Raw genomic sequence first — 23,344 nt, 5'->3', positions numbered from 1 at the left:
CACCCAGCGAACTACCCGGCGGCGTAGCGTTCGCTGTCAGCGACTCGAACACAGGCGTGGTGACGAAAGCTCCTCGTTGTCGATCTCCATCGAGTTCAGGATCGCCTCCTGGAGTTGCCGCAGCTTTGCGGAGGGTTCCAGACCGAGTTCCGCGGTCATCTTGGACCGGAGCCGCTGGAAGACCTCGAGCGCGCAGGTGCGGCGTCCCGACCGGTAGAGGGCCACCATGAGATACGCATGGATGTTCTCGTGAAACGGATGCTGCAGCGCGAGCGCTGCCAGCTCGCTCAGGATGTCGGCGTGCCGACCCAGCCGGAGCTCGGCCGCGATACGAAGTTCCATGGCGGTCAGCCTGGACTGGTTCAGCCGGGTGACTTCGACCTCCAGCGGCAGGCCGAGCTCGACCCCGGCCAGCGGCGGACCGTCCCACAGGTTGTCCGCCCGCCGGAGGGACCGTACGGCGGCGCGGTCGTCCCCGGCATCCAGTGCCTTTCGCCCCGCGCTCTCCAGTTTTCGGTACTCCTGGAGATCGAACACAACGGACGCGCAGTTGAAGAGGTATCCCCCGCTCCTCGTCACCAGCAGGTCCCGGTAGACCGTCTTCGAATCCGCTCGCAGCGCGCGTACGAGGCTCTTGCGGATGTTGAGGATGTAGGTCTGAACGGTGGCCAGCGCGCGTTTCGGCGGTGCGGCGCCCCACAGCTCGTCGATCATCAGGGACACCGGCACCACCCTCGAGTAATTGAGCAACAACAGGGACAGGATCCTTCGTTCCTTCTTGGCGCTCGGCGTGGCCTCGCTACTTCCGAGGCGGAGCGACAGTGGTCCCAATATCTTTATATGCAGCGTTTCCTTCACGGCGATTCCCGGTCTCGAGGTTCGGTGGTCTCCTGCCGGCCGTCAGCGTGCCGAAGGGACCGGCGACCGGCGCCCAGTGCGGCGGTGCGCGGGTAAGGGGCAGATCGCGCGGCTACCGGTCATATTCGCTCCGGGAGCGCTCGGCACTGGCGGTAAGCGCAGCCTAGGTCGGTTCAAATACTTGATCATCGCCCGTTCAGGCTAAATTCACTAATTCTTTCATGGTGGGCTCGTGGGGGAGCGTGGCATAAACCGAATAATTCGTTGTTGGTGGCCCTTATCGGACATCGGGGCCCGGCATGCTGTGGCGCCTCGGCTCGCGACGTCTCCATGAGGGCCGCGACATCCACGGGTTGCGAGGGTGCCACACGCGACGTACTGGTCGGGAACCGCGCCGACAGCACCGCGCTGCTGCGCCGGCTGCGTTCCGATCCCGTGCTCGGCCCGATCGCGGTCCAATTCCTCGTCACCGAGGGAGAGCTGGCAATGGAGGACCTCACCGAGCGGGAGCACTTCCTGGGCATCGCCGAGCAGATGATCCGGCTGCTGGAGATGGCCGGCCCGGATGCCGCCGCCGACGTCCTCGAGGAATCGCCCGACGTGGCGGCGGAGGAGGTCCCTTCGGTGGTGCTGGACTCCGGCCACCCGAACGAAACTGGCCTGGAGGAGCCGCGCACGTTGATTCTCGAACCACTGCGGGAGCGCGGGTCCCGACGCTTCCCAGCCCACCCCCTTGGCGGCCTGCGCGGAGTAAAAGTGTTGTGTGTTGGTCCAGTTGGGCGGAGGGGGCGGGGGGCGGGTCACTGTTTGACCAACGTGGGATCACGGACGGTGTTTGATCGCTAACATCCGAACATTGTTCAGGATCACCATGTTGCGGGGGAGGAGCATCTGGTGCACGTGGTGCAAGGGGGATCGGACCGTCACTTCCACGGTGGCGACAACTACGCCTCGATGTCGTTGGAGCAGCTCAAGGACCTGTTGGGCAGTGTCTCCGACGCCTCGGGCCAGTCGCTGGCGATCGACTTCCAGAAACGCGGCCAGAACGCCCAACACCTGGCCGACATGATGAGCCAGCTCGCGACCGCGTTGACGGGCCGCTGGCACGCGCCCTCCGTCGACCGGGCCAAGGACGCGGGCGACAAGCTCCGCACCTACGGCGACGAACAACACGGCACGGCCAAGGAAATCAGCTACCCGTTCCAGTCGTTCGCCACGACCGCGAAGGTTACCGCGGACAAGGTGCGCGAACTCGACGTCGACGGCCCGGCCTGGCCGGAGACCGTCTCGCCCGCCGGCCTCGACCCGGTCACGCTCGCGCTGGTCAAGCTCGACCAGGCCCGCTACGAGCAGGAGAAGGAAGCCAAGCGCCAGGAAGCCATCGAGCTGGGTCGCCAACTGGACGCCACCGCCCAGCAAACGGATGCGGGCACACCGATCTTCGCGGAGCCACCCTCGCTCTTCGATACGGACAGCAGTGGAAACACGAACTACCCGCAGAGCAGTGGTAACGAGCCGACCGGCCGCAGCGGAGTAATCCCGACGACCCATGGCACGGGTACCGGTCCGGTCATCCCGCCCCCCGCGGGAGTCCAGCCGAACGCGGTGACGCCGCCGCCGACCAACCCACCGCCCCCAAGCACGCCCCCGCCACAGAGTTCCTCCGCATGGACGCCGGTAGCAACCCCGCCGGTCGCGAACCCGATGGGATACGTGCCGCCGCAGGATGGCGGCGGCCCGCAGCCCGGTCACCACGGCAACAAGCCACCGACCGAGGGCGGCCATCAGCGGGGCCATGGAACGGTGCCGCCGGGCACGCCTCCCGGCATCGGTCCAGGCGCACCCGGACGCGGTGGCTTCCCACCGGGCCGAGGCCCGGGCGGCGGCATCACCAACTCCGGCACGGTGCGTGGCTTCAATCCCGGCGGTCCCAGTGGCCCCGGTGGCCCGGGCGGCCCCGGTGGTGGCTTTGGTGGTCCCGGCAGTACCGCTGGCGGTCAGCCGGGAACGGGCCAGGGGCCGGGCGCGACGGGTGCACGTGGCGGCGCGGCCCCCGGCCGCCCCGCCGGCTCGATCATGCAACCGGCAGGCATGGGCGGCGCCGGTACCGGCCGGGGCGAGGAGGACAAGGAGCACCAGAGCCGCGTCCCGATCGACGGCGGCGGCCTCTTCGACGACGACCGCCTGGTAGCGCCCCCGGTGATCGGCGAGCTGCCACCGAACTACCGCGACTGATCGCAGGGGAGGAGATCAGCGATGCCCATGCAGCCCGACGGCATGTCCCCGGCCGCCCACGCGGCACTGGCCAGCAACCTGGCCAATGCGGTCGTCTCCGGCGACATCAGGATCGATGACGTGAACGCCGGCTGGGTGAAGTCCCAGCTGGATGAGATGATCCAGCTCGCGCAGGAGGAGATCAACAAGTCGACGCAGTTCTACATGGCGGCCCAGCGAATCGACTTCGGTCGGACCAGAGCGGGACAAGCGATGAAGGCCAAGTTCGTGCAGCGATCCTCCGAGGAACCTGGAGGGGCGGTGTGGTTCTGGAAGCAGTACCACCAGACCCTGGTCCGCTTCCGAGAGAACGTGGTAGCCATGGCCAGGAGCTGGGAGGCTGCCGACGAGGACAGCGCCGCGAGGAACCGGAGCATCCACACCTGATGAGCCATCGACTCCCGAAGATCGTCGCGTCGGTTGCGGCGCTGGTTGCTCTGGCTGCCTGCTCGAACGGCAGCGGCGGTGAGGCAAAGCCGGCACCCACTGACACGGATACACGGCATGGAAAGGCCACCAGGACATCGGCCGACACCAAGCCGATCACGGCAGCTGACGCCTGCAGGTTCATGACGGCCGCCGACTTTCCCTACAAGGGTGAGGAGGCACGGCCCCCGGAACTCAAGGAAAAGCCCTTTCCTGAGTGCAGCTACCATATCAAGATTGATGGCGACATCACGAGGCGCCTGGTGGCGAGCCTGTCGTTCTTTCCCAAACGCCCTTTGTCTGAGCGAGGACTCAAGAACCCCAGCACAACTGAGTTTGCTGGGAAGAAGGCATTTGTTGGGCAGTCCGACGTGGCGATGAGCTCCGGTGAGTGCGTCGCCCTGTTCGAGGGGGCCGGAGGTCACTGGATGATCAACGTTACCGATAGCTCGTCGGAAGGTGTAAACGGCTGCCAGACGGCGAAGAGCATCGGGGAGAAGGTCGCGGCGAGGGTGCCGTGACCTCCGTAGTGACTGACATGACGCTTCCGCGAATCCCCACGCTCGTCTACGAGGTACTGTGGGAACGTCTGGACCTTGGGGTCATGCCGTTCCCGCTGGTGGTGTTCCAGCACGGCCGGGACGACCGCGAAAGGTCGATCTTCAAGCAGCGCGCGTACGAGTGGCTGCAGGGTCAGGGCCTCGGCGACGAAATGCGTCTCGACACCGAGCTGGACACGGCGTTGCGGACCATGGCCAACTTCGACGTCGAGCTGACGCTGTTCTACAGCGACCAGGAGGGCCAGACCCGTATCGGCTGTTTCGCCGCGGGCGGTCGGGCGCTCCGGGTCGTGCTGCGGGGCGACGAGATCGACCTGGCCTGGACCCGGACCACGCACATGGCAGCGTCCGCCTTGGAGCTTCTCCCGGCCTACGGGCCGGGCTGGACGCAGTCGCTACGGGTTCCCGGAACGGCGTTGGAACACGCGGGCAAGGCGTGGCACGAGTCGGGCATGCGTACCGAGGCGGTGCGCATGTTGGCGGAATCCGGCGCGGATCCAAGGCAGGCCGACAGGTTCCTACAGCTCTACTCGACGGCCCACGCCATCGGGCAGGCGAGTGCGCTGCGGCCGGGACCGCGACGCGACCGCTGGCTCACGGCCGACAGCCCGCTGACGTTCATCGACACCGATACCGGCCGATACGCCATCACCCAGCAAGGAGGCTGGCTCACGCTGGCGCCGGCCGACAGCCGGGGCATGCTGTCCCGGCTCGCCGGCCTGCTCGCCAGCGGTTTCTCTTGACCTGGCCAGCGGTTCCCATTGATGGAGCCGCGAGCCGACGGAGCTGCCGGAACCTGACGGGGCGGCTAGAAGTCGTCCTCGTCAGGCGGGCCGTGGCCCACCGCTGCCTGGCAGTTGCCGCACGGGACGGGCTCCTCCGGCAGGGCCACCGGGATCGGAAGTAGCGCGAGACCGCAGCAGGTTTCGTGCCAGCCGGTTCCGGTGGCTCGTCGGGTGAAACGGTCGATCGCGTGTAGCCGGCGGTCCGGGCCGCCGATCCACCAGATCATGGAACGCGGATGAGCTCGCAGCGGGTGCCGTAGCCGTAGATGTCCCGCGCCCGCTCGGCCGAGGAGAACTCGCCGAAGACCGAGCCCTCCCCGCCGCGGTGGCAGATGATGGCGTAATCCGGGAACTCCAGACCCCAGATGTATTCCTCGGTCTCGACGCCGTCCTCGTCCTCGTGCAGGAGTAGGGCGAACAGCCTGGGAACCTGCATCGGTACGCTCCTCCCCGTAGTCGATCGTGTGCTCCAGGTCACCGACGAGGCTAGCGCTCACGTGAGCGGTGACAGAGAACTCGATCAGGTGGATTCTGTCCGCGGGAGGTCCTGATGCCCGACAAGCCGAGCCTGCAACGGCGGCAGCTCGGGATGGAGTTGCGCCGGCTCCGGGAGGAGGCTGGCCGTTCACGGGACGACGCGGCGGCCACGATCGACCGCACGATCAGCATGGTCAGCCGGATCGAGAACGGCCTCACCGGCATCCGGCTCTCGGACCTGGAGCGGCTGTTGAAGCTCTACAGGGTTACCGGTGAGCAGCGTGCGCAGGTCCTGGCGCTCGGCGAAGCCGCACGCCACCGCAAGCGGACCGCGACCACCTACGTCGACTCGGCGCCCAACTGGTTCCGGAGGTATGCAGCTCTGGAACGCGAAGCTAGCGAGGTTCGGTGCGTCGAGGCCGAGTTGGTTCCCGGGCTGCTGCAATCCGAAGGCTATGCCGAAGCGATCATGGCTACGGCTCGTGCCTTCGCCGGAGCGGAGGAGGTCGAGCGGCGTGTGCAGACACGCCTTGCGCGACAGCAACTGTTGACGCGCGAAGACCCACCAGCTCCGCTCTTCTGGTTCGTCATCAACGAGGCCGTGCTTCGTCGGGCGGTAGGTGGGCCAGACGTGATGAGGGAGCAGTTGAAGCATCTGCTTGGTGCCGCCGAGTTGCCTAATGTTGACCTCCGTGTGCTGCCCTTCGCTGCTGGCGAGCATGCGGCGGTCGGCTTTTCCTTCTGGATCTTGCGGTTTGGGGATGACCCCTCGGCGGATGTGGTCTACAGCGACAGCCTTTCTGGTGCTCTTTATCCCGAACGCGGGGCCGACATCGAGTGGCATAACGTGGTCTTCGGGCAGCTTCTGGTGATCGCGGCAAGCCCAGAGGAGTCCCGGCGCATGATCACCAAAGCTGCCCGGGAGTTTCGGTGATCTCGTATGAAGGGGGCTGTCCATGATGATCCTCGACTTACCGATCGCGTCCTGGCGGAAGAGCAGCCGAAGCGCCAGCAACGGCGGCAACTGCGTTGAAGTCGGTGCATGGCGAAAGAGCAGCCGTAGTGGTAGCAACGGCGGTGCCTGTGTGGAGGTCGCTCCGGCGGCGAGCCTGACCGCCGTGCGGGACTCCAAGAAGCCCACTGGGCCTGTGCTGACCTTTGACGGGCGCGCCTGGTCCTCCTTCCAGCGCGCGCTCAAGGCCGGGCGGCTCGACCTCTGACGCTGCCCCCACCCATGAGCCGGGTCAGTCGACACCTGGCCCGGCTTCTCTCGATCTCGGCCCCCGAAACCGGGCCCGAATCGTCGCTGTCGGGGTTGCTGTGACGTACGTGGCGTTGACAAATGGCTGGCGGCCGACTGGTCCGATCGAGCAATCCGCTGGCGGCGGCTTCTATCACCCGAATGGGGGTTGACCTGGGGTAACCGCTCGGTGGTCCGCGGGGCCGCCAGACGGCGGTCGTCCAGACCACCGGTGACTCGCCTCACAGCGGTCCCGACCAGGTGTGATACCGCCCACGTAACAGCTCCCGGTGGGGTGGTGACGTCAACCACGTCCCGCGTCGTAGACTGCGCTGCAAGAGTTCGTGAACCAGTTCACAAGCTACGCGCCGAGTTAGGAGAGCCTCACTGGGGGTGAACGTGATCGCCCGCTTAGGGTCGCCGCCGAGGCGCCCGGAGGGTGGCGCGCCGCAGTGGGAGCGACGCTGACGAAAGGACGGGCACGGTGCCAGTGCTCGGGGTGACCACCACCGTTGCCGGACCGGTGATCGAGGCGGCGTTGGCCGCCCCGGTGCACCCGGCGCAGCAACCGCCGCCCGCCGACCCGGCGACCGGGCTCGCCCTGTACGTCCCGCTCGTCCTGCTGTTCGTCCTCGCCGCGGGATTCGCGATCTTCTCCGTGGTGATCGCGCCCTTTGTCGGCCCGCGCCGCTACAACCGCGCCAAGCTCGACGCCTACGAGTGCGGGATCGAGCCCTCACCGCAGCCGATCGTCGGCGGCGGTCGCATGCCGGTCGCCTACTACCTGACGGCGATGCTCTTCATCCTGTTCGACATCGAGATGGTGTTCCTCTACCCGTTCGCGGTGTCGGCGGACGCGCTCGGCGTGTTCGGGCTGGTCGAGATCGCCCTGTTCATCATCACCGTCGGCTTCGCCTACGTGTACGTATGGCGGCGCGGCGGCCTGGACTGGAACTGATCGAGGGGGAGGTCACGCCGTGGGTCTGGAAGAACACCTTCCCAACGGGATCCTGCTGACCAGCGTGGAGAAGCTGGTCAACTGGACCCGCAAGTCCTCGCTGTGGCCGGCCACGTTCGGCCTGGCCTGCTGCGCCATCGAGATGATGACCACCGGCGCGCCCCGCTACGACCTGGCACGCTTCGGCATGGAGGTGTTCCGCGCCTCGCCCCGGCAGGCCGACCTGATGATCGTCGCCGGTCGGGTGTCGCAGAAGATGGCGCCCGTACTGCGCCAGATCTACGACCAGATGCCCGAGCCGCGCTGGGTGCTCTCGATGGGCGTGTGCGCCTCTTCCGGCGGCATGTTCAACAACTACGCCGTCGTGCAGGGCGTCGACCACGTCGTGCCGGTCGACATGTACCTCCCGGGCTGCCCGCCGCGCCCGGAGATGCTCATGGACGCGATCCTGAAGATCCACGCGAAGATCATGGACGAGCCGCTCGGACCGAAGCGGGCCAAACAGCTCGCGGAGAGTGGCTACCACACCGAGCTTGTTCCGTCCTCCGTCCGCTACGCGAAGAAGAAGTGAGCGGTATGAGCAGCGACGAGCCGAGCAAGGGCACCCCCGCCCCGGGTGAGGAGCACCCGCGGCACCGGGCCGAGCTGGAGCCGACGACCGGCAACGGGGGACCCGGCGTGGTTGCCGGTCGGTCCCGCAGGGGCATGTTCGGCGTGCAGGACACCGGTGACACCACCGGGTTCGGCGGCCTGCGGCTGCCCGCCTACACCCCGCCGCCGAGCGAGCGGCCCTATGGCGGCTGGTTCGACGAGGTCGCCGACCAGCTCGCCGACGCGCTCACCGAGCACGGCGTCCCGCATGAGGCCGTGCAGCAGGTGACCATCGACCGCGGGGAGATCACCTTCTACCTCCGGCGCGAGCATCTGGTGGAGACCTGCCGGATCCTGCGCGACGACCCGGCGTTGCGGTTCGAGCTGTGCAGCTCAGTGTCCGGTGTGGACTACGGGCCGGAGGTCCCGCAGCGGCTGCACTCGGTCTACCAGCTGACGTCGATGACCTACCGGCGGCGCATCCGCCTGGAGGTGTGTGTGGACGTCGACGACCCACACATCCCCAGCGTCGTCGAGGTGTATCCGACCGCCGACTGGCACGAGCGGGAGGCGTGGGACATGTTCGGCATCGTCTACGACGGACACCCCGCGCTGACCCGCATCCTCATGCCGGACGACTGGGACGGGCACCCGCAACGCAGGGACTACCCGCTCGGTGGCGTGCCGGTGGAGTACAAGGGCGCGGAGATCCCGCCGCCGGACCAGCGGAGGGCCTACTCGTGACGCCCGTGGCGAACGGCCCACGAAGCCCGTTGCCGCGCCTGCGGCGCCTTTTTCGGAGGGCATGACCCGATGAGTACCGACACTGACTTCCACCACCACGAGATGGGCGACCCGTACGCCTCGGCCCGCGAGACGACCGAGGGTCGCGTCTACACCGTCACCGGTGGCGACTGGGACACGATCCTGGACGACGTCACCCACGACGAGCGGATCGTCATCAACCTCGGCCCACAACACCCGTCGACGCACGGCGTGCTCCGGATCGTGCTGGAGCTGGAGGGTGAGACGGTCACCCAGGCCCGCGCGGTGATCGGCTACCTGCACACGGGCATCGAGAAGAACTGCGAGTACCGGAACTGGACGCAGGGCGTCACCTTCGTGACGCGCGCGGACTACCTGGCGCCACTGCACAACGAGGCCGCCTACTGCATGGCGGTGGAGAAGCTACTCGGCATCGAGGTGCCGCGCCGTGCCCAGGTGATCCGGGTCCTGCTGATGGAGCTGAACCGGGTCAGCTCGCACCTGGTCGCGCTCGCCACCGGCGGCATGGAGCTGGGCGCGCTCACCGCGATGACCTCCGGTTTCCGGGAGCGCGAGGAGGTCCTGCACCTGCTGGAGTTCCTCACCGGACTGCGGATGAACCACGCGTTCATCCGGCCCGGCGGCCTGGCCCAGGACCTCCCCGAGGGCTACGGGCAGAAGATCCGGGACTTCCTCAAGGTGATGGACCACCGGCTGCCCGACTACGACAAACTGCTGACCGGCCAGACGATCTGGAAGAAGCGGCTGCGGGGCGTCGGGTACCTGCCCCTGGACGGCTGCCTGCAGCTCGGCGTCACCGGGCCGGTACTTCGCTCGGCCGGGCTGCCCTGGGACCTGCGCAAGGTCGAGCCGTACTGCGGTTACGAGGAGTACGAGTTCGACGTCCCGACCAGCACCGACGCCGACTGCTACGCCCGCTACCTGCTGCGGGTGGCCGAGATCCACCAGTCGCTGCGCATCGTCCGGCAGTGCCTGGACAAGCTGGAGCCGGGCCCGGTCATGGTGGCGGACAAGAAGATCGCCTGGCCGGCCCAGCTCACCATCGGCCCGGACGGCATGGGCAACTCCCTGGAGCACGTGCGGCGGATCATGGGCCAGTCCATGGAAGCCCTGATCCACCACTTCAAGCTGGTGACCGAGGGCTTCGACGTCCCGCCCGGCCAGGTCTACGTGCCGGTCGAGTCGCCGCGCGGCGAGCTGGGCTACCACCTGGTCTCCGACGGCGGCACCCGGCCGTTGCGGGTGCACGCCCGCGAGCCCAGCTTCGTCAACCTCCAGGCGATGCCAGCCATGTGCGAGGGCGGGCTGGTGGCGGACGTCATCGCGTCGGTGGCGTCGCTGGACCCCGTGATGGGAGGTGTGGACCGGTGAGCGAGTCGCCGAACGAGTCCACGATGGGCGGATCGGCCCACCGTCCGGACGCGACCGTCGGAACCGCGGTGTCCGCAGTGTTTTCTTCGGATGTCCGCACCAAGGCCAAGCAGATCATCGCGAGGTACCCGGTGGCGCAGTCCGCCCTGCTGCCGCTGCTGCACCTGGTGCAGTCGGTGGAGGGCTACGTCAGCCAGGCCGGGATCGAGTTCTGTGCAGAGCAGCTCGACCTCAGCAAGGCTGAGGTGAGCGCGGTCGCCACCTTCTACACCATGTACAAGCGCCGCCCCTGCGGCGAGCACCTGGTGAGCGTGTGCACCAACACGCTCTGCGCGGCACTGGGCGGCGAGAAGATCTACCGCACGCTCGCCGAGCACCTCGGCGGCGAGGAGCGCCCGCTCGGGCACGAGGAGACGGCCGGCGAACCGGGTACGCCCGGCTCGGTCACCCTGGAGCACGTCGAGTGCCTGGCCGCCTGCGACTTCGCCCCCGTGCTGCAGGTCAACTACGAGTTCTTCGACAAGCAGACGCCGGAGTCCGCGGTGGAGCTGGTGAAGGCGTTGCAGCGGGGGGAGCGGCCGAACCCCACCCGCGGCGCGCCACTGACCGACTTCAAGCAGGTCGGGCTGCAGCTCGCCGGTTTCTTCGGGGGCCGCGAGTCCGATGTGGATGGTCCCTCGGCGTCGCCGGAGACGCTGCGGGGCGCCTGGCTCGCCCAGGAGCAGGGCTGGACGGCACCGGCCATGCCGGACGACGCGCCCCTGCCCGACGTGCCGGAGAAGAAGTGAGGGGGCGGGCATGAACGCGACGAACGGAGCCGACGGCCGCGACGCGCGGGTCGGCCCGGTGACGCCGGTCCTCACCAAGCGCTGGATGTCCCCGCGCTCCTGGACGCTGAAGACCTACGAGCAGCTGGAGGGCTATACCGCGCTGCGCAAGGCGTTGCGCGCCCACCCCGACCAGCTCATCCAGCTGGTCAAGGACTCCGGGCTGCGCGGCCGTGGTGGTGCCGGCTTCCCGGCCGGCATGAAGTGGGGCTTCATCCCGCAGAACGACGGCAAGCCGCACTACCTGGTCATCAACGCCGACGAGGGCGAGCCGGGCACGTGCAAGGACGTGCCGCTGATGATGGCCGACCCGCACTCCCTCGTCGAAGGCGTCATCATCACCGCGTACGCGATCCGTTCCCACTACGCGGCCATCTACGTCCGCGGCGAGGCCCTGCACTGCATCCGCCGGGTGCACGCCGCGGTGCAGGAGGCGTACCGGGCCGGGTACCTGGGCAAGGACATCCTGGGCTCGGGCTTCGACCTCGACGTCGTGGTGCACGCGGGGGCCGGCGCGTACATCTGCGGCGAGGAGACCGCCCTGCTCGACTCGCTGGAGGGCAAGCGGGGCCAGCCGCGGCTCAAGCCGCCGTTCCCGGCGACCGCCGGCCTCTACTCCGCGCCCACCGTGGTCAACAACGTGGAGACCATCGCCAGCGTGCCCTACATCGTCAACGGTGGCTCAGGCTGGTTCCGGACGATGGGCACGGAGAAGTCGCCGGGGCCCAAGATCTACTCGATCACCGGGCACGTCGAGCGGCCCGGCCAGTACGAGGCGCCGCTGGGCATCACGTTGCGGGAGCTGCTGAAGCTGGCCGGCGGCATGAAGGACAACATCCCGCTGAAGTTCTGGACCCCGGGCGGTTCCTCCACGCCACTGCTCACCGCCGAGCACCTGGACGTCCCGCTCGACTTCGAGGGCGCGGCCGAGGCTGGCTCGATGCTCGGCACCACCGCGATCCAGGTGTTCAACGAGACGGTGTCGGTGCCCTGGGCCGTCATGAAGTGGACCGAGTTCTACGAGCACGAGTCCTGCGGCAAGTGCACGCCGTGCCGGGAGGGAACCTTCTGGCTGGCCCAGGTCCTGCAGCGGATGTTGCGCGGGGAGGGCACGCCGGAGGACGTCGAGACGTTGCTCGACGTCTGCGACAACATCCTCGGGCGCTCGTTCTGCGCCCTCGGTGACGGCGCCACCAGCCCGATCACCAGCGCCATCAAGTACTTCAGGCACGAGTTCCTCGAACTGTGCGAGAAGAACCAGCCGGCACTCGCGGGAGCGCAGTCATGACAGTTGCCCCGGAGCAGAACCAGCAGGGCGAAGCCCCGCCCGTACCGGAGGGCCACGTCCGCCTGACGATCGACGGCGTGGACGTGGTCGCGCCCAAGGGCGAGATGCTCATCCGGACCGCGGAGCGGCTGGGCATCGTCATCCCGCGGTTCTGTGACCACCCGCTCCTCGAGCCGGCCGGCGCGTGCCGCCAGTGCCTGGTCGAGGTGGAGATGGGCGGCCGGCCGATGCCGAAGCCGCAGGCGTCCTGCACGATGGCCGTGGCCGACGGCATGGTGGTGCGGACGCAGCGCACCTCGCCGGTGGCGGACAAGGCGCAGCAGGGCGTGATGGAGCTGCTGCTCATCAACCACCCCCTGGACTGCCCGATCTGCGACAAGGGTGGCGAGTGCCCGCTGCAGAACCAGGCACTCAAGCACGGCCGCGCGGACTCGCGGTTCGTCGACGTCAAGCGCACCTTCCCCAAGCCGATCCCGGTCACCAGCCAGATCCTGCTGGACCGGGAGCGGTGCGTGCTGTGCCAGCGGTGCACCCGGTTCTCCCAGCAGATCGCCGGGGACCGGTTCCTGGACATGCTGGAGCGCGGCGTGCACCAGCAGGTGGGCACCTCGGGCACGGCCGCGATCGAGGGTGCGGGCGGCACCGGCGAGCAGAGCTACTTCTCCGGCAACACCATCCAGATCTGCCCGGTCGGGGCGCTGACCAGTGCCGCCTACCGGTTCCGGGCCCGCCCGTTCGACCTGATGTCCACACCCAGCGTGTGCGAGCACTGTGCGTCCGGATGCGCGCAGCGCACCGACTGGCGGCGCGGCAAGGTGATGCGTCGGCTGGCCGGTGAGGACCCGGCGGTCAACGAGGAATGGAACTGCGACAAGGGGCGCTTCGCCTTCACCTACACCACCGCCGCCGACCGGGTGCTGCGGCCGATGGTGCGCGACGACAGGAGCGGCGAGCTGCGTGAGGCGTCGTGGACCGAGGCGTTGCGCACGGCCGCCGACGGCCTGCTGGCCGCGCGGAAGAAGAACGGGGTCGGTGTGCTGGCCGGCGGTCGGCTCACCGTCGAGGACGCCTACGCCTACGCGAAGTTCGCCCGCGTCGCACTCGGTACGAACGACGTCGACTTCCGTGCCCGCCCGCATTCCACCGAGGAACTGGAGTTCCTCGCCTCGGAGGTGGTCGGTACCCGGCTCGACGACGAGGGCGTCAGCTACGCCGACCTGGAGGCGGCACCCGCGGTGCTGTGCGTCGCCTTCGAGCCGGAGGAGGAGTCGCCCATCGTCTTTCTACGGCTGCGCAAGGCCGCGCGCACCGGGAAGACCCGGGTGTTCCACATCGGACAGTGGCGGACGCCGTCGGTGGAGAAGACCTTCGGCGAGCTGGTCGCGTGCGCGCCCGGGGCGGAGGCGACGGTCGTGTCCGCGCTGCCGCTGCGCTCGGAGCGCGCGGACGTCGTGGAAGCGTTGCGCCGCACCGGATCCGTTGTGCTGGTGGGTGAGCGCGCCGCCGAGATTCCCGGCCTGTTCTCCGCGGTGGTCCGGCTGGCCGACCTGACCGGAGCCCGGCTGGCGTGGGTCCCGCGCCGGGCCGGCGAGCGCGGCGCGCTGGAGGCGGGCGTGCTGCCCACGCTGCTGCCCGGCGGCCGGCCGGTGACCGACCCGGATGCCCGGGCCGAGGTCGAGCTGTCCTGGGGCCTGCGGCCCGGTGCGCTGCCCGCCCGACCCGGCCGCGACACCGGTGCCATGCTGGCCGCCGCCACCTCCGGCGAGCTGTCCGGACTCGTCGTCGGCGGCGTCGACCCCTACGACCTGCCCGACCCCCGGCTCGCCGAGGAGGCGCTGCGCGCCGCCGACTTCGTGGTCAGCCTGGAACTGCGGCACAGCGCGGTGACCGCGCACGCCGACGTGGTGCTCCCGGTGGCGCCCGCGGTGGAGAAGTCCGGCAGCTACCTCAACTGGGAGGGCCGGCAGCGGCCGTTCGGCACCATCCTGGAAGGCACCGGGGCGGTGCCGGACTGCCGGGTGCTGGACACGCTGGCCGTGGAGATGGACGCCGACCTGTTCACCCAGACCCCGGAGGCGACCGCCGACGACCTGCAGCGGCTGGGTGTCTACAGTGGACGGAGGCCGGACACGCCCCGGGAACCGGCCAGCGCGGCACACCGGCCCGGACAGGGACAGGCCGTGCTCGCCACCTGGCGGCAGCTCATCGACAACGGCTCGCTGCAGGACGGCGAGCCACACCTGGCCGGAACGGCGCGGGCGCCGGTCGCGCGGTTGTCCGCCGTCACCGCGCGGCGGCTCGGCGTCGTCTTCGGTGAGCCGGTCACGGTGGCCACCGAGCGCGGCGCGGTGACGCTGCCCGCCGCCGAGACCGACCTGCCGGACGGCGTGGTGTGGCTGCCCACCAACTCCGGGCCGTCGGCGGTGCGCCGCAACCTCGGCGCCGGTCACGGCGCGCTCGTCACCGTCACCGCGGCCCCGACCGGAGGTGAGGCATGACCCGGCTGGCACAGGGCACGCCGGTGCAGGAGCTGCTCGCGGACGACCCGCTCTGGCTGATCATCGGCAAGGTCATCGCGATCTTCGCGTTGCTCGTCGTGATGACGTTGTTCATGATCTGGTTCGAGCGGCGCGTGGTCGCCCGGATGCAGCACCGGATCGGCCCGAACCGGGTCGGCCCGTTCGGCATGCTGCAGTCCCTGGCCGACGGCCTGAAGCTGGCGTTCAAGGAAGACATCCGGCCGGTCCTGGCCGACAAGTGGGTGTACTTCCTGGCTCCGGTGATCTCCACCATCCCGGCGTTCTTGGCCTTCGCGGTCATCCCGATGGGGCCGGAGGTGTCGATCTTCGGCGAGCGGACCGCGCTGCAGCTGGTCGACCTGCCGGTGGGCGTGCTCGTCGTGCTCGCCGTCGCCGCGGTCGGCGTCTACGGCATCGTGTTGTCCGGCTGGTCCTCCGGCTCGCCCTACCCGCTGCTGGGCTCGCTGCGCTCGGCCGCCCAGGTCATCTCCTACGAGATCGCCATGGGCCTGGCCATCGTGTCGGTGGTCCTCTACTCCGGGACGCTGTCCACCGCCGGCATCGTGGAGGCGCAGGCGCACGGCTGGTTCTTCTGGCTGCTGCCGATCAGCTTCGTGATCTACATGGCGTCGATGGTCGGGGAGACCAACCGCGCCCCGTTCGACCTGCCCGAGGCCGAGTCCGAGCTGGTCGGCGGATTCCACACCGAGTACTCGTCGCTGAAGTTCGCGTTGTTCTTCCTCTCCGAGTACATCAACATGGTCACGGTCTCGGCACTGGCCACCACGCTGTTCTTCGGTGGTTGGCGGGCGCCCTGGCCGCTGTCGGCGGTCGGCGACGGCGTGCTCAACACCGGCTGGTGGCCGCTGTTGTGGTTCCTCGGCAAGACCCTGTTCTTCCTGTTCGTGTTCATCTGGCTGCGCGGCACGCTGCCGCGGCTGCGGTACGACCAGTTCATGCGGCTGGGCTGGAAGGTCCTGGTCCCGGTCGCCCTGCTGTGGTTCCTCGCGGTCAGCACGATCCGGGCGCTGCGCACCACGCAGGGCATCACCAGCCAGCAGATCCTCATCGTCGGCGGCATCCTGCTCGTGGCCCTGCTGCTGGTCACCTTCCTGCTCCCGGACCGGGCGGTGCGGCACGAGGAGACCGAACTCCCGGTGTCCGGCAGTGACTACCCGCTCCCGCCGCCGGACCTGAAGGTGCCCAGGACACCGCGGGTTCGCCGGGAACTCGGCGGCAGGCACCACCGGGAGGGCGAAGGGGACAGCGTGCCAGCCGCACAGGACACCGGGCGGACCGCGATCGGGTCCGGCCCGGGACGGAAGGAGGACGGCGATGGGACTCCTTGATCCCCTCAAGGGCTTCGGGGTCACCTTCTCCACGATGTTCAAGAAGGTGGTCACCGAGTCCTACCCCGAGGTCAAGAAGGTGCCCGCGCCGCGGTACCACGGCCGCCACCAGCTCAACCGGCACCCGGACGGGCTGGAGAAGTGCGTCGGCTGCGAGCTGTGCGCGTGGGCCTGCCCCGCGGACGCGATCTACGTCGAGGGCGGGGACAACACCGAGGCCGAGCGGTACTCGCCCGGCGAGCGGTACGGCCGGGACTACCAGATCAACTATTTGCGCTGCATCGGCTGCGGCCTGTGCATCGAGGCGTGCCCGACCCGGGCGCTCACCATGATCAGCGAGTACGAGCTGGCCGACGACGACCGGCAGAAGCTCATCTACACCAAGGAGGACCTGCTCGCCCCGCTGCTGCCGGGGATGGAGGCGCCGCCGCACCCGATGCGGCTCGGCCAGACCGAGCAGGACTACTACGTGAAGGGTCCGGACCTCGCGCGGGAGGCCGGGCAGCGCTTCACCAACGGGCCGCAGACCAACGGGTCGCAGGAGGTCCAGCGGTGAGCGCGATGCTGGTACACGCTTTCACGGCGCTGCCGCTCGCGCAGCAGGCCACCGAAACCATCACCACCGGGGAGACCATCGCCTTCTGGATCCTCGGCCCGCTGGCGGTGGCCGGCGGACTGGGGATGGTGTTCGCCCGCAACGCCGTGCACTCCGCGCTGTGGCTGGCGTTGAGCATGTTGAGCCTCGGCGTGCTGTACATGGCGCAGCGGGCACCGTTCCTCGGCGTGGTGCAGATCATCGTCTACACCGGCGCGATCATGATGCTGTTCCTGTTCGTGCTCATGCTCGTGGGCCGGGACAGCTCGGACTCGGTGGTCGAGGTGTTGCGTGGCCAGCGTCTCGCCGCCGCCGTGCTCGGCCTGGGTTTCGCCGGCCTGATGGCCGGTGGCCTGGCCCGGGCGCTGGTCGGGGTGCAGGCGGTCGGCCTGGCACACGTCAACGCGGGCGACGGGAACGTGGTCAACCTGGGTCGGCTGATCTTCACCGACTACCTGTTCCCGTTCGAACTGACCTCGGCCCTGCTGATCACCGCCGCGGTCGGCGCGATGGTGCTGGCGTTCACCGACAAGCGCCGCGGTACGCGGCGCACCCAGCGGGAGCTGGCCGAGGCCCGGTTCCGCGGCGAGTACGAGCGTCCCTCGCCACTGCCCGGGCCCGGCGTCTACGCCACCGCGAACTCCGTTGCCACGCCGGCACTCCTGCCGGACGGGTCGATCGCGCCCGAGTCGCTGTCGGAGATCATCGAGTCCACGACGCGGGAGGCGCTGGCCGGCGACATCGCCGAGGTGCGGGGCGAGGTGCCCGGACCCGACGCGCACGCGCTGGCACCGCACGAGCACGAGACGCCCGAGGAGACCTCGGGCGGCGGCAGCGGTGAGGCTCAGCCGCCCGGGCACACCAACAACGGGCACGGGAGTACCCACCCGGCCGCAGACCCGGACGACGCGCGGGAGACGCGGGAGACAACGTCCACTTCGGACGATGCGGAATCGGCGCACACAGCGCGTTCTTCGGAGGCCCGGCGGTGACCCATACCTACTACCTGATGCTGTCCGCGTTGCTGTTCACCATCGGCACCGTCGGCGTACTGGTGCGACGCAACGCGATCGTCGTGTTCATGTGCATCGAGCTGATGCTCAACGCCGTGAACCTGTCGCTGGTCACCTTCGCCCGGGTCAACGGGTCGCTGGACGGCCAGGTGATGGCGTTCTTCGTGATGGTCGTGGCCGCCGCGGAGGTGGTCGTCGGACTGGCGATCATCATGTCCATCTTCCGAACCCGTCGCTCGGCCTCGGTCGACGACGCCAACCTGCTCAAGTACTAAAAGGGGCGTCAGGTGACGAGTGGAATCGCCGCACAGGGGCCGTACTTCCTGGCCGCCAGCCCGCTTCCCGCGGAGGGGATCGCGCAGCACGCCTGGCTGCTGATCGCGCTGCCCGCCTTCGGTGCGGCCGTGCTGCTGCTCGGCGGGCGCCGCACCAACGCGTGGGGCCACCTGCTCGGCTGCGCCACGGTGCTCGCCGCCTTCGGCTACGGGCTGGCGCTGTTCCTGTCCGCCGGTGCGTTCGGTGAGGCGGCGCGGGTCCGGGAGCTGTCGCTGTTCTCCTGGATCCCGGTCAACGCGCTCCAGGTCGACTTCGGACTGCGGCTCGATCCGCTGTCCCTGGTGTTCGTGCTGCTGGTCACGGGTGTGGGAGCGCTGATCCACATCTACTCGATCGGCTACATGGCGCACGACCCGAACCGCCGGAAGTTCTTCGCCTATCTCAACCTGTTCGTCGCCGCGATGCTGCTGCTGGTTCTGGGCAACAGTTTCGTGTCGTTGTACTTCGGCTGGGAGGGCGTCGGTCTCGCCTCGTACCTGCTGATCGCGTTCTGGCACCACCGGCCGGCCGCGGCCACCGCGGCGAAGAAGGCGTTCCTGATGAACCGGGTCGGTGACGTCGGCCTGGCCCTGGCGATCTTCATCATGTTCGCCCAGCTCGGCACCACGCAGTACACCGAGGTGTTCGCGCGGGCCGGTGAGTTCTCCAGCGCCCAGCTCGTCGCGCTCACGCTGCTGATCCTGCTGGGCGCAGCCGGTAAGTCCGGCCAGTTCCCGCTGCAGGCGTGGTTGCCGGACGCGATGGAAGGTCCCACCCCGGTCTCCGCGCTCATCCACGCCGCAACGATGGTCACCGCCGGTGTCTACCTGATCGCGCGAGCCAACCCGATCTACAACCTGACCGCGGACGGGCGGCTGGCCGTGATGGCCATTGGCGCGATCACGTTGCTGCTCGGTGCGATCATCGGCTGCGCCTACGACGACTTCAAGAAGGTGCTCGCCTACTCCACGGTGAGCCAGATCGGGTACATGATCCTCGCCGTCGGCCTCGGCCCGTTCGGCTACGCGCTCGGCATCATGCACCTGCTCACCCACGGCTTCTTCAAGGCCGGCCTGTTCCTCGGTGCGGGCTCGGTGATGCACGGCATGAACGACGAGGGCAACATCCGCCGGCTGGGCGGGCTGTGGCGGTACATGCCGATCACCTTCGCCACCTGGGGCCTGGCCTACCTGGCGCTGATCGGGTTCCCGGGGCTGTCCGGCTTCTTCTCCAAGGACGCCATCATCGAGGCCGCCTTCGGCCAGGCCGGCTGGCGCGGCTGGGTCTTCGGCGGCGCGGCGTTGCTCGGCGCCGGTATCACCGCCTTCTACATGACTCGCCTGATGCTGATGGTGTTCTTCGGCAAGGAACGGTGGCGGGAGCTGAGGACCGAGGACGGTCGCGAGTACCACCCGCACGAGTCGCCGTTGGTGATGACCGTCCCCATGATCCTGCTGGCCCTCGGCTCGGTGGGCGCGGGTTTCTTCTTCGCCCAGGGCCACCGACTGACCGGGTACCTGGCGCCCTCGCTGGGCGGGCTGCAGGAGGCACACGGGCCGCTGCCCGCGCTGGCGATCACGGGCCTGACCATCACCCTGGTCGCGTTGGGTGCCCTGGTCGCGTGGCTGGTCGTCGGGCGCCGGCCGGTTCCGGTGGAGCGGCCGGAACGGGTGTCGCTGCCGGTGCGCGCCGCCCGTGCCGACCTGTACGCCAACGCCGTCAACGAGACGTTGGTCGCGCGGACGGGCACCTGGCTGGCCCGGGCGCTGGTGTTCCTGGACAACAGGGGCGTCGACGGCCTGGTGAACGGCATCGCCGCGTTGCTCGGCGGTAGTTCGAGCCGGCTCCGCCGGCTGCAAACCGGTTTCGTGCGCTCCTACGCGCTGAGCATGCTGGGAGGTTCGGTCCTGGTGATCGCCGCGCTCATGGTGGTGAGGTTCGCATGACGACCTCGGCCGTTCTCCTGCTGGCACTGATGGCGGTGCCCGTCGTCGGCGCCGTCATCGTGGCCCTGGTGCGGGGCAGCGACGTCGCCGCGCGCGGCACCGCGCTGGGCTTCTCGTTCATCGAGCTGGCGCTGGCCGCCGCCGTGTGGGCGAGCTACCAGCCCGGTGGCGCCCGGCTGCAGATGGTCAGCTCGGCCGACTGGATCGCGCCGGTGGGCGTGCACCTGTCGTTCGGCGTCGACGGCATCGCGCTCGTCATGGTCGCGGTGATCGCGCTGCTGGTGCCGATCGTCATCGGGTTCTCGTGGAACTTCCAGCCGCCCACGGGCCGCAGCCTCGGCAGCTTCCTGTCGCTGTTGCTGCTGCAACAGGGCCTGATGGTCGGGGTCTTCGCCGCCACCGACGTCTTCCTGTTCTACGTGCTCTTCGAGATCATGCTGATCCCGATGTACTTCCTCATCGGCGGCTACGGCGGCCAGCGCAGGCAGTACGCGGCGGTGAAGTTCTTCCTGTACTCGTTCCTCGGCGGCCTGCTCATGCTGGCCTCCGCGATCGGCGCGTACGTCTATGCCGCCGACAAGACGGGGTCCGGGACCTTCGACTGGCAGACGCTGGTCGGCGTGATGCGCGACGCGCCGTTGTCGTTGCAGATCTGGCTTTTCCTCGGGTTCTTCGCGGCATTCGCGATCAAGGCGCCGCTGGTGCCGTTCCACACCTGGCTGCCCGATGCCGCGTCGGAGGCGCCGATCGGCGTGGCCGTGATCCTGGTGGGCGTGCTGGACAAGGTCGGCACCTTCGGTTTCCTGCGCTACAACCTGGCGCTTTTCCCGGCTGCCAGCCAGGAACTGGCGCCGTGGGTACTCGCGCTCGCGGTGGCCGGCGTGCTGTACGGCGCGCTGCTCGCCGTGGGGCAACGCGACATGCAGCGCATGATCGCCTACGTGTCGATCTCGCACTTCGGCTTCATCGCGTTGGGCATCTTCGCCTTCAGCAGCCAGGCGCAGGCCGGAGCGGTGACCTACATGGTCAACCACAGCATCGCCACCGGAATGCTGTTGCTGCTCATCGGAATGGTCGCTGCGCGGGGCGGCTCGCGGCTGATCTCCGACTACGGCGGCATGGCCAGGGTGACGCCGGTGCTCGGCGGGCTCTTCCTCGTCGCGGGTCTGACCACACTGTCGCTGCCCGGCACCAACTCGTTCATCAGCGAGTTCCTGGTGCTGTTGGGCTCGTTCCCGCGCGAGCCGGTCTTCACCGTGGTCGCGGCGCTGGGCATGGTGCTGGCCGCGCTGTACGTGCTCTGGCTCTACCAGCGGGTGTTCCACGGCCCGGTGCGCGGCACCGCGCTGGTCGAGGCGGCCCCGGGTCCGGGCGCGGTGGGCGATCCCGCGCGGGCCGAGGTGCCCGACCTGTCCAAGCGGGAACTGGTCGTGCTCGCCCCGCTGGTGGTTGCCGTGCTGGGGCTGGGTGTCTACCCCAAGCCGCTGCTCGACGTGGTCACCCCGTCGGTCGGCGCAACCATGACCGAGGCGGGCGTGACCGACCCGGTCACCGCGCAGGGAGGCAAGTAGGTGAACGTGTCGACCCTGACCACCGTTTTCGCCCAGGGTCCGGTCGAGGCCCCGGCGATCGACTTCGCCGCCGTCGCGCCCATCCTCATCGTGTTCGGTGGGGCGTGCCTGGGCGTGCTGGTGGAGGCGTTCTTCCCGCGGCACACCCGGTGGACCTGGCAGGTTGTACTGGCGTTGCTGTCGATCGGCACCGCCGGGCTCGCCTTCGGCCTGTACCTGCGCGAGTTCACCAACCCCACCACCACGCTGGCCGACCGGCTCGCAGTGGACCGGCCCGCGTTGTTCCTGTGGGGCACGTTGATCGCGTTGGCGCTCGCGGCCGTGCTGTTGATCGCCGACCGCACGATCGAGCCCGGCGGCTCGTTCGTCGCGCAGGCCGCGGTGCGCGCCGGGTCGGTGCAGGACCACGCGCTCAACATCGCGCCCGGTGGGACGGGGCCGGCCGGGATGCGGACCGAGATCTTCCCGCTCACGCTGTTCGCGCTCGGCGGGATGATGGTCTTCACCGCCGCGAACGATCTGCTGACGATGTTCATCGCGCTGGAGGTGCTCAGCCTCCCGCTGTACCTGATGTGCGGCCTGGCCCGGCGGCGGCGCCTGCTGTCGCAGGAGGCCGCGGTCAAGTACTTCCTGCTCGGTGCGTTCGCCTCGGCGTTCTTCCTCTACGGGCTGGCGCTGCTCTACGGCTACGCGGGCTCGGTGAAGCTCACCGACATCGCCACGGCCACGACCGCCGGTGACCGGTCGGACACCCTGCTGTTCGTGGGACTCGGGTTGCTCGTGGTGGGCCTGATGTTCAAGGCGTCGGTTGGTCCCTTCCACGCCTGGACGCCGGACGTGTACCAGGGCGCGCCCACGCCGGTGACCGCGTTCATGGCGGCGTGCACGAAGGTGGCGGCGTTCGGGGCGATCGTGCGCGTCTTCCACGTCGCGTTCCAGGCCAGTAGCTGGGAGTGGCGGGGAGTGCTGTGGGCGATCGCGATCGCCTCGATGGCCATCGGCGCGGTGCTCGGTCTCACGCAGACCGACATCAAGCGCATGATCGCCTACTCCTCGATCGCGCACGCCGGGTTCCTGCTGGTCGGGGCGCTGGCCCTGACCGAGGAGGGCCGTTCGGCGACGTTGTTCTACCTGCTCGCCTACGGCTTCACGACGCTGGCTGTGTTCGGAATCATCAGCCTGGTACGGGACGCCGACGGTGAGGCGACCCACCTGTCCCAGTGGGCTGGCCTGGCGAAGCGGTCCCCGGTGACCGCCTGGGTGTTCACCTTCCTGTTGCTCGCCCTGGCCGGGATCCCGCTCACCAGTGGCTTCATCGGCAAGTTCGTGGTGTTCACGGCCGCCGTGCAGGACGGGATGGCGCCACTGGTCGTGATCGCGTTGCTGATGAGCGCGGTCGCGGCGTTCTTCTACCTGCGGGTGGTGGTGTTGATGTTCTTCAGCGACCCCGCCCCCGACGGCCCGACCGTGACCGTTCCCGGTGTGTTCACCACCGTGGCGATCACCCTGGGCGTCCTGGTTACGCTGCTGCTGGGTGTGTACCCCGCGGTCGCCCTGGACTGGGTCGGCCCCGGGCTCGCATTCGCCCCGTGACA

24 protein-coding genes are annotated in these 23,344 nt (G+C 68.9%); 21 read left to right on the top strand and 3 right to left on the bottom strand.

Going from position 1 to position 23,344, the window contains the following annotated elements; genetic code table 11:
- Positions 1-36: 36 nt before the first annotated feature.
- A complete protein-coding gene (locus IEY55_RS12010) occupies positions 37-858 on the bottom strand; it encodes an AfsR/SARP family transcriptional regulator (protein WP_229686284.1) in 822 nt (273 codons plus the stop codon).
- 330 nt (positions 859-1,188) lie between these two features.
- Between IEY55_RS12010 and IEY55_RS12005 the strand changes: the two genes are divergently transcribed.
- The 5 genes from IEY55_RS12005 to IEY55_RS11985 are packed head-to-tail and all read left to right on the top strand — an operon-like array spanning position 1,189 to position 4,861.
- The gene (locus tag IEY55_RS12005; protein ID WP_189057054.1) at positions 1,189-1,704 is read left to right on the top strand and encodes a hypothetical protein; all 516 of its coding nucleotides are present in this window, start codon (positions 1,189-1,191) and stop codon (positions 1,702-1,704) included.
- A 48-nt stretch (positions 1,705-1,752) separates the two neighbouring features.
- The gene (locus IEY55_RS32790) at positions 1,753-3,093 is read left to right on the top strand and encodes a hypothetical protein (RefSeq protein WP_189057052.1); all 1,341 of its coding nucleotides are present in this window, start codon (positions 1,753-1,755) and stop codon (positions 3,091-3,093) included.
- 21 nt (positions 3,094-3,114) lie between these two features.
- Positions 3,115-3,519, top strand: coding sequence for a hypothetical protein (locus IEY55_RS11995; protein WP_189057051.1), 405 nt, complete (start codon positions 3,115-3,117; stop codon positions 3,517-3,519).
- Entirely contained in the window at positions 3,519-4,079 is a 561-nt protein-coding gene (locus IEY55_RS11990) for a hypothetical protein (protein WP_189057049.1), read from the top strand. Before IEY55_RS11995 ends, IEY55_RS11990 begins: the two co-directional genes overlap by 1 nt.
- Positions 4,080-4,096: 17 nt before the next feature.
- On the top strand, positions 4,097-4,861 hold the full coding sequence (locus tag IEY55_RS11985; RefSeq protein ID WP_189057047.1) for an ESX secretion-associated protein EspG: 765 nt from the start codon (positions 4,097-4,099) through the stop codon (positions 4,859-4,861).
- Between the two features lie 65 nt (positions 4,862-4,926).
- Here IEY55_RS11985 and IEY55_RS11980 read toward each other — a convergent pair whose 3' ends face one another.
- Together IEY55_RS11980 and IEY55_RS11975 are read right to left on the bottom strand one after the other, a co-directional pair.
- Positions 4,927-5,130 (bottom strand): hypothetical protein, encoded by a 204-nt coding sequence (locus IEY55_RS11980; RefSeq protein ID WP_189057045.1) that lies wholly within the window; start codon positions 5,128-5,130, stop codon positions 4,927-4,929.
- Complete coding sequence (locus tag IEY55_RS11975; protein ID WP_189057043.1) at positions 5,127-5,339, bottom strand: hypothetical protein; 213 nt, start codon at positions 5,337-5,339, stop codon at positions 5,127-5,129. The genes IEY55_RS11980 and IEY55_RS11975 overlap by 4 nt, the downstream gene beginning before the upstream one ends.
- A 114-nt stretch (positions 5,340-5,453) precedes the next feature.
- Between IEY55_RS11975 and IEY55_RS11970 the strand changes: the two genes are divergently transcribed.
- The 16 genes from IEY55_RS11970 (at position 5,454) to nuoN (ending at position 23,342) form a co-directional block, all read left to right on the top strand.
- Positions 5,454-6,314 (top strand): helix-turn-helix domain-containing protein, encoded by an 861-nt coding sequence (locus IEY55_RS11970; RefSeq protein ID WP_189057041.1) that lies wholly within the window; start codon positions 5,454-5,456, stop codon positions 6,312-6,314.
- Between the two features lie 22 nt (positions 6,315-6,336).
- A complete protein-coding gene (locus tag IEY55_RS11965; protein WP_189057039.1) occupies positions 6,337-6,600 on the top strand; it encodes a DUF397 domain-containing protein in 264 nt (87 codons plus the stop codon).
- Positions 6,601-7,170: 570 nt separating this feature from the next.
- Entirely contained in the window at positions 7,171-7,578 is a 408-nt protein-coding gene (locus IEY55_RS11960) for an NADH-quinone oxidoreductase subunit A (protein ID WP_189057155.1), read from the top strand.
- Between the two features lie 19 nt (positions 7,579-7,597).
- A complete protein-coding gene (locus IEY55_RS11955; RefSeq protein ID WP_189057037.1) occupies positions 7,598-8,149 on the top strand; it encodes a NuoB/complex I 20 kDa subunit family protein in 552 nt (183 codons plus the stop codon).
- A gap of 5 nt (positions 8,150-8,154) precedes the next feature.
- Entirely contained in the window at positions 8,155-8,913 is a 759-nt protein-coding gene (locus tag IEY55_RS11950; RefSeq protein ID WP_189057035.1) for an NADH-quinone oxidoreductase subunit C, read from the top strand.
- Positions 8,914-8,982: 69 nt separating this feature from the next.
- Positions 8,983-10,326, top strand: a complete 1,344-nt coding sequence (locus IEY55_RS11945; protein WP_189057033.1) for an NADH-quinone oxidoreductase subunit D — start codon at positions 8,983-8,985, stop codon at positions 10,324-10,326.
- Positions 10,327-10,349: 23 nt separating this feature from the next.
- Complete coding sequence (gene nuoE / locus IEY55_RS11940; RefSeq protein WP_189057153.1) at positions 10,350-11,114, top strand: NADH-quinone oxidoreductase subunit NuoE; 765 nt, start codon at positions 10,350-10,352, stop codon at positions 11,112-11,114.
- Between the two features lie 10 nt (positions 11,115-11,124).
- Positions 11,125-12,441 (top strand): NADH-quinone oxidoreductase subunit NuoF, encoded by a 1,317-nt coding sequence (nuoF, locus tag IEY55_RS11935; RefSeq protein WP_189057031.1) that lies wholly within the window; start codon positions 11,125-11,127, stop codon positions 12,439-12,441.
- Positions 12,438-14,939, top strand: a complete 2,502-nt coding sequence (locus IEY55_RS11930; RefSeq protein ID WP_189057029.1) for an NADH-quinone oxidoreductase subunit G — start codon at positions 12,438-12,440, stop codon at positions 14,937-14,939. Before nuoF ends, IEY55_RS11930 begins: the two co-directional genes overlap by 4 nt.
- On the top strand, positions 14,936-16,309 hold the full coding sequence (gene nuoH, locus IEY55_RS11925) for an NADH-quinone oxidoreductase subunit NuoH (RefSeq protein WP_189057027.1): 1,374 nt from the start codon (positions 14,936-14,938) through the stop codon (positions 16,307-16,309). Before IEY55_RS11930 ends, nuoH begins: the two co-directional genes overlap by 4 nt.
- The gene (gene nuoI, locus IEY55_RS11920) at positions 16,296-16,865 is read left to right on the top strand and encodes an NADH-quinone oxidoreductase subunit NuoI (protein ID WP_189057025.1); all 570 of its coding nucleotides are present in this window, start codon (positions 16,296-16,298) and stop codon (positions 16,863-16,865) included. The genes nuoH and nuoI overlap by 14 nt, the downstream gene beginning before the upstream one ends.
- Positions 16,866-16,870: 5 nt before the next feature.
- A complete protein-coding gene (locus tag IEY55_RS11915) occupies positions 16,871-17,896 on the top strand; it encodes an NADH-quinone oxidoreductase subunit J (protein ID WP_189057151.1) in 1,026 nt (341 codons plus the stop codon).
- The gene (gene nuoK, locus IEY55_RS11910) at positions 17,893-18,192 is read left to right on the top strand and encodes an NADH-quinone oxidoreductase subunit NuoK (protein WP_189057023.1); all 300 of its coding nucleotides are present in this window, start codon (positions 17,893-17,895) and stop codon (positions 18,190-18,192) included. Before IEY55_RS11915 ends, nuoK begins: the two co-directional genes overlap by 4 nt.
- A gap of 78 nt (positions 18,193-18,270) precedes the next feature.
- Positions 18,271-20,178, top strand: coding sequence for an NADH-quinone oxidoreductase subunit L (nuoL, locus tag IEY55_RS11905; RefSeq protein ID WP_189057149.1), 1,908 nt, complete (start codon positions 18,271-18,273; stop codon positions 20,176-20,178).
- On the top strand, positions 20,175-21,749 hold the full coding sequence (locus IEY55_RS11900; RefSeq protein ID WP_189057021.1) for an NADH-quinone oxidoreductase subunit M: 1,575 nt from the start codon (positions 20,175-20,177) through the stop codon (positions 21,747-21,749). The genes nuoL and IEY55_RS11900 overlap by 4 nt, the downstream gene beginning before the upstream one ends.
- Positions 21,750-21,755: 6 nt before the next feature.
- Entirely contained in the window at positions 21,756-23,342 is a 1,587-nt protein-coding gene (nuoN, locus tag IEY55_RS11895; protein WP_373290000.1) for an NADH-quinone oxidoreductase subunit NuoN, read from the top strand.
- The last annotated feature ends 2 nt before the right edge of the window (positions 23,343-23,344 follow it).

Source organism: Longimycelium tulufanense, assembly GCF_014645795.1.
GTDB lineage: Bacteria > Actinomycetota > Actinomycetes > Mycobacteriales > Pseudonocardiaceae > Longimycelium > Longimycelium tulufanense.
This window is presented reverse-complemented; position numbering and strand designations above follow the sequence as displayed.

Coding starts and splice junctions, on each gene's coding strand:
- nuoF (WP_189057031.1), top strand. CDS start 11,125: ATGAACGCGACGAACGGAGCCGACGGCCGCGACGCGCGGGTCGGCCCG.
- IEY55_RS11965 (WP_189057039.1), top strand. CDS start 6,337: ATGATGATCCTCGACTTACCGATCGCGTCCTGGCGGAAGAGCAGCCGA.
- IEY55_RS11945 (WP_189057033.1), top strand. CDS start 8,983: ATGAGTACCGACACTGACTTCCACCACCACGAGATGGGCGACCCGTAC.
- nuoE (WP_189057153.1), top strand. CDS start 10,350: ATGGGCGGATCGGCCCACCGTCCGGACGCGACCGTCGGAACCGCGGTG.
- IEY55_RS11985 (WP_189057047.1), top strand. CDS start 4,097: ATGACGCTTCCGCGAATCCCCACGCTCGTCTACGAGGTACTGTGGGAA.
- IEY55_RS11970 (WP_189057041.1), top strand. CDS start 5,454: ATGCCCGACAAGCCGAGCCTGCAACGGCGGCAGCTCGGGATGGAGTTG.
- IEY55_RS11950 (WP_189057035.1), top strand. CDS start 8,155: ATGAGCAGCGACGAGCCGAGCAAGGGCACCCCCGCCCCGGGTGAGGAG.
- IEY55_RS11995 (WP_189057051.1), top strand. CDS start 3,115: ATGCCCATGCAGCCCGACGGCATGTCCCCGGCCGCCCACGCGGCACTG.
- IEY55_RS11980 (WP_189057045.1), bottom strand. CDS start 5,130: ATGATCTGGTGGATCGGCGGCCCGGACCGCCGGCTACACGCGATCGAC.
- IEY55_RS11930 (WP_189057029.1), top strand. CDS start 12,438: ATGACAGTTGCCCCGGAGCAGAACCAGCAGGGCGAAGCCCCGCCCGTA.
- IEY55_RS11975 (WP_189057043.1), bottom strand. CDS start 5,339: ATGCAGGTTCCCAGGCTGTTCGCCCTACTCCTGCACGAGGACGAGGAC.
- IEY55_RS12005 (WP_189057054.1), top strand. CDS start 1,189: ATGAGGGCCGCGACATCCACGGGTTGCGAGGGTGCCACACGCGACGTA.
- nuoI (WP_189057025.1), top strand. CDS start 16,296: ATGGGACTCCTTGATCCCCTCAAGGGCTTCGGGGTCACCTTCTCCACG.
- IEY55_RS11990 (WP_189057049.1), top strand. CDS start 3,519: ATGAGCCATCGACTCCCGAAGATCGTCGCGTCGGTTGCGGCGCTGGTT.
- nuoH (WP_189057027.1), top strand. CDS start 14,936: ATGACCCGGCTGGCACAGGGCACGCCGGTGCAGGAGCTGCTCGCGGAC.
- IEY55_RS11900 (WP_189057021.1), top strand. CDS start 20,175: ATGACGACCTCGGCCGTTCTCCTGCTGGCACTGATGGCGGTGCCCGTC.
- IEY55_RS11915 (WP_189057151.1), top strand. CDS start 16,871: ATGCTGGTACACGCTTTCACGGCGCTGCCGCTCGCGCAGCAGGCCACC.